We start from the raw sequence: 5,337 nt of genomic DNA, 5'->3' as shown, positions 1-5,337 counted from the left end.
CAGTGCCCGATTGAGAAAAGTGAAGAGCTCGTATTTATTTCCGCTGTACCACGCCATAAAAACTTCGACCAGGTAAGCATAACCGACCATGAAACTGGTCGCGAGAATAAATTTATTCATGTTATCCAGATGACGGAGCGTGACGAGTTCTTTAAGGCCGAAAAACTCCCGCGCCGGCACCATGAGGGTGACCACCATGGCGAAGCCACTGAAGATCGCCCCCGCCACAAAGTACGGAGGAAAGATAGTCGTGTGCCAGCCGGGAATTAAAGAGACGGCAAAGTCGAAGCTCACGACGGAGTGAACGCTGAGAACAAGGGGAGTCGCCAAAGCCGCCAGAAACAGATACGCCTTCTCGAAGCGGTGCCAGTGTCGCGCGGAACCTGACCAACCCAGAGAGAAAAGGCCGTACAGTAGTCTCGGCAAGGGGCGAGTTGCCCGATCGCGGAGCGTGGCCAGGTCGGGAATCATCCCCAGGTACCAGAACAGTACGGAAACCGTCATATATGTGCTGACGGCAAAGACGTCCCACAAAAGAGGACTTCTGAAATTTGGCCACATTCCCATCGGGTTGGGATACGGTGCCAGCCAGTAAACGTACCACACGCGCCCCACGTGGATGGCCGGAAAAATCCCGGCACAGACTACAGCAAACACGGTCATTGCTTCCGCGAAGCGGTTGATACTCGTTCGCCAGTGTTGCCGGAAGAGGAACAAGATGGCCGAGATGAGTGTCCCTGCGTGACCAATTCCCACCCAGAACACGAAGTTGACGATGGGGAATCCCCAGAACACCGGGCTGTTGTTTCCCCAGATTCCAACGCCCGTTACAAAGAGGTAACCCGTCAGGACAACGAACATCGTGGCCAGCGAGGCGGCCACGGCAAAACTGAGTTTCCAGGCAAGAGTGGTTTTGGGGCGTTCCGGAATCCGCGCGACCGTTTCCGTCACCGTCGCGAAATCGTGCTGGCCCACCACAAGCGGTGGTCGCGACGTGGGATCGCTCATCGTGTTGTCCACTTCCGGTTGTCGAGAAATCGTTGACGCCGAGCCCATGGAAGGTTCTCTTCTCCCCTGGTTATTCTCCATCGCGTGCTAATAAACCTGGCTAAGCACCATGTTCTTGCGTGGCCGCAGGCTCCGTGTGTTCCAGCGCCTCAAGCGCTGGATGCGGGTTGCGGACCCGTGCAAGATACTTTGTGCGGGGCTTCACATTCAGTTCGGCCAGCATTCCGTAAGCTCGATTTGACTGATGAAGCTGAGCGACCGCACTGTTGGGGTCGGCCAGGTCGCCGAAAACGATCGCCTGGGCCGGACACACCTGCTGGCAGGCCGTTTGAATTTCCCCGTCTTTCAGCGCGCGACGCTCATTTTTGGCCTCGATTTTGGCATTCTGGATCCGCTGCACACAGTAGGTGCACTTTTCCATAACTCCCCGGGAACGGATCGTCACCTCGGGATTGTACACCATTTTCTGAACTTCATTGCGGGGATTGTCCAAATCTTTGTGATAATAGAAGTAATTGAACCGGCGAACTTTATAGGGGCAGTTATTCGCGCAATATCGCGTACCGATACACCGGTTATAGACCATGTCGTTGAGTCCTTCGTGGCTGTGAACGGTGGCGGCCACGGGACAAACTTGCTCGCACGGGGCCATCTCACACTGCTGGCACATGACCGGCTGATGGACTGTGCGAGGATTGTCCGGGGCCCCGGTGAAGTAGCGATCAATGCGGATCCAGTGCATCTCGCGGCTTCGCATCACCTGTGCCGGACCAACCACGGGAATGTTGTTTTCGGCCTGGCAGGCCACCACGCAGGCACCGCACCCGATGCACTTGGAGAGATCCACCGCCATTCCCCAGCGATGGCCCTCGTACGTGTGCTCGGGCCAGAGAGATTCCAGCGGCGGATGATGGACCACCTCCTCCGCAGAATAGGGTTCGTGGGGATCGGTCAGTCGTTTCAAAGTGACTTCTCTGACCAGTTCGCCCAACCGTTCCACGCGTCCCTGAAGACCGATTCGGTCGATGAGATGGTGGTCCTGAACGCTGGCCAGGGGCTGGCTGCTGGGGAGTTTCGTCACTTTGACGCCGGAGAGAACAAACTGGGCAGCGTCGGATCGCATCACATACGCATTGACGCCCACCGGGGGGATGTTCTCCCTGGCCAGTCCCCCCACATGGCCTGCGGCCGTCCGCCCGTAGCCCAGGGAAACGACCACTGTTCGGGGTGGGATGCCGGGGACCACCACTACCGGCAGCTCGAGCGTCGCACCATTGGCCTCAAGGCGAATGACGGAGCCATCCTTGCAATCCAGGCCACGTGCTGTTTCCACGCCCATTACCGCCGCGTTTCCCCAGGTGAGGCGAGTTACCGGATCGGGCCACTCCTGGAGCCACGCGTTGTTGGCGAATCGGCCATCATAGACCGAGGAGTCCGCAGTGAGCAAAACGGACAGCGAATTTTCGGCGGGCTGTTCCCCCGCCACAAAACGTTCCACGGCATCCGGGGGAATCTCCCTCTTGGCCGTCTCGGCGAGTTCGGTGAGGGAATTGACCTGACGATTTTCTTCCCGAAACAGCCCCTGGGCGAGACATCTCTCCCAATCGGTGGCCTGCGCGTGGGGATATAGCGTCTGGAAGGTTTCCTGGACCCAATCCTGAGCGGTCTTTTGCGAGTCGAGAAACAGGCCGAGCAATTCAATAACGCTTTTGCCGCCCCAGAGCGGGGCGGTCATGGGCTGCATGACGGTATATGTTCCGTCCCAGCTTTCCGCGTCGCCCCAGGCTTCCAGAAAGTGGGCCATGGGGACATGCCAGCGACAGCAGTGGGCCGTCTCGTCGGCGTAAAGGCCGAGGTGGGCAGAAAACGGCACCCGCTCGATGAGCCGGTGCAACTTCATGGACGGTGGCGCGCTGTACACCGGGTTCGTGTCAACAAACAAAATGTTCTGCACACTGCCTGAGGCCAGCAATTTGTGAAGTGCGGGCAGGCTTTCTGCAGGACGGGCGATCATGGGGTCGGAGAGGGGAACGTACAAAACCGGCCCGCCCAGGCTGCCCAGCATCTTGTTGATTCGCGCGACGGCCGCGTGGATTTCCGGGACCAGCCAGTTCCCTGCCGCGACCACCGAGCGACCTCGGTGTTGCCACAGATCTTCTGCGACTGCCTTAAGGAATACCGCACGATACCGCGCCTCCGGCGACTGGTCGGGGCGGGACCCGACATCGGGGAGCGATTCACCGGCGGAAAGTCTTGCGAGACAGTTTTCCAACGCGGCCACAAACGCCGGGATTGCACCAGGTGAGAGCGGCAATCGGTGGTCCGCGGACGAACCGGTGAGAGTCCAGCGGCTCTCCACTGCATAAAGCCGGGACATGCGGTCAGGGGTTCCGTCCCGCGTGGAGGCGAAATCCCGCGCAGCGCGGACATGTCCCGTCGCCTCGAAAAAGAGGTCGGCATCCAGGGCAAGGATCACTTTGGCCTGATCCAGACGATAGACAGGTCGGGCTTCCACCCCGAAGGCTTCCCGGGTACCCCTTCGGACAAAGTCGTCGTGAACAGGCTCGTAAATGAACCACTGTGCCTTTGGCCAGCGGTGTTCCAGAAGTTTCCGCAACCGTCGGACGGTGGGAGAGGAGGTTGCTCCCGTGACGAACACCCAGCCTTCTCCGTTCGGTGTGGCCGCCATTCGCTCCCGCAGGGCCGCCGTGAAGTCCTCCCAAGAGCGGACGTCCCATTGGCCGTCGGATCGGGCGACGACGTCGCGACTTCGGTCAGGGTCGTAAAGTTGCAGGACGGCAGCCTGGGCAAAAGCATCGGTACCGCCCAGGCTGGTAGGATGGACTGGGTTGCCCTCCAGCTTGATCGGCCGTCCGTCCACACAAGTGGCCACCAGCCCCGTCACTTCACCAGAGAGATCCATGGCGGTGGCAAAGCGTTCGGGCTTGCCCGGGATTCGACCGACCGGGCGATGCACGAAGGGGGCAAGTTCCGTTTTCTCCCAGCGGCATCCCGCTAAACCGGCAAGGGTAAACGACGCGGCCATCAGTTGCAGCCAGCGACGTCGGGAAAGTCCCTCGAGCGCGACGCCGTGGGGAAATTCCTTGGCAATCCACTCGCGGAATTCCGGAGTGTTTGCCAATTCGTCCAGTGTCCGCCAGTAGCGGGGGGAATTATGGGCAGTGGACTCACCTTGGCGACTCATCGATGACATGTCGAACAACTCGTTGAAGGTTGAATGTTGTTTTTCCGTCGCAATTCTTCGCCTATTCGTTGTTGCTCTTCTGGAGATCCCGCCTGCCAGGCGAGATTGGTGATCTGATCCTGCGGACGGAGGTGCTGCTCGGGATTGCGATGGCATTCCAGACACCAGCCCATGCGCAGGGTTTTTGCTTGGTAAACACGTTCCATGCGATCCACGCGATCGTGACATTCCACACAACTGACGCCGCGGTTGACGTGGGCACTGTGGTCAAAATAGACAAAATCGGGCAGATCGTGGACACGCACCCAGGGAATGGGCTGGCCGGTGGCGTAACTTTCTCGCACCAGTGCCAGTTTGGGGCTGTTCGTTGCAATTCGGTCATGGCAGTTCATGCAAATCTCCGTGGAGGGAATGGCGGCAAAGGCCGCTTTTTCCACGGTGGTATGGCAGTAGCGACAATCCAATCCGAGTTCGCCTGCATGGAGGGCGTGCGAGAAGGGCACGGGTTGCGTGGGGGAGTAGCCGATGTCGATCGTTTGCGGGTCGAAAGTGAACCAGGCAACGCCCAGGAGATAGAGCGGGACAAACAGTAGGATCGCACCGAAGATGGGGCGTGCACGATCGAACCACAATGGTAAGTAGGGCTTGGACATACCGAGTTGTTGAACCACTGCTGAGATTGATCGCGAAGTTACCACAGGGACAGGGAGTTGCCCGAACACGGCGACCCCAGTTGGCCCGGACAATCGGAGGCGTTCAAGTCCTCCCAAGCTAAAGGAGAGCCCACCCGGACACAACCCCTTGCGCCGGCAAGATGCCAGGGGGCGTGCCAGGGGGAAAAAGCCCCTCCCGATGTGTGCTGGTTATTACAGGCACAAATTGCTTATCTGCATCAATAGGATTATAAACTCTTTCGCTTCAAGTGCGATGAGGGAGGTCGATATTGCCAGCAATTTGCAGCCCGGTGTTAGCCTTTGATCGATCACATGAGTGAATCGCGAAAAAATTTTGCACTAAAATTACATGTTTGCCATGCGTCGATAAATGACGATAGTCCTTCTTGTGTCGGCGCGATGTCTTGATTCTCTTCTGGACAGTTTGGAAAGTGTCAACGCAGACGGTGG

At 58.5% G+C, this 5,337-nt stretch carries 3 protein-coding genes; all 3 read right to left on the bottom strand.

The genetic code is table 11. The features are described 5' to 3' along the window. A partial coding sequence (gene nrfD, locus H5U08_RS09450) for an NrfD/PsrC family molybdoenzyme membrane anchor subunit (protein WP_297032433.1) occupies window positions 1-1,056 on the bottom strand: 1,056 nt, incomplete at its 3' end. A 52-nt stretch (window positions 1,057-1,108) separates the two neighbouring features. Then, window positions 1,109-4,213, bottom strand: coding sequence for a TAT-variant-translocated molybdopterin oxidoreductase (locus H5U08_RS09445; protein WP_297032431.1), 3,105 nt, complete (start codon window positions 4,211-4,213; stop codon window positions 1,109-1,111). Further along, a complete protein-coding gene (locus H5U08_RS09440) occupies window positions 4,210-4,866 on the bottom strand; it encodes a cytochrome c3 family protein (RefSeq protein WP_297032429.1) in 657 nt (218 codons plus the stop codon). Before H5U08_RS09440 ends, H5U08_RS09445 begins: the two co-directional genes overlap by 4 nt. Window positions 4,867-5,337: the final 471 nt, after the last annotated feature.

This window comes from Thermogutta sp. (assembly GCF_014359955.1).
GTDB lineage: Bacteria > Planctomycetota > Planctomycetia > Pirellulales > Thermoguttaceae > Thermogutta.
This window is presented reverse-complemented; position numbering and strand designations above follow the sequence as displayed.

Coding starts and splice junctions, on each gene's coding strand:
- H5U08_RS09440 (WP_297032429.1), bottom strand. CDS start 4,866: ATGTCCAAGCCCTACTTACCATTGTGGTTCGATCGTGCACGCCCCATC.
- H5U08_RS09445 (WP_297032431.1), bottom strand. CDS start 4,213: ATGAGTCGCCAAGGTGAGTCCACTGCCCATAATTCCCCCCGCTACTGG.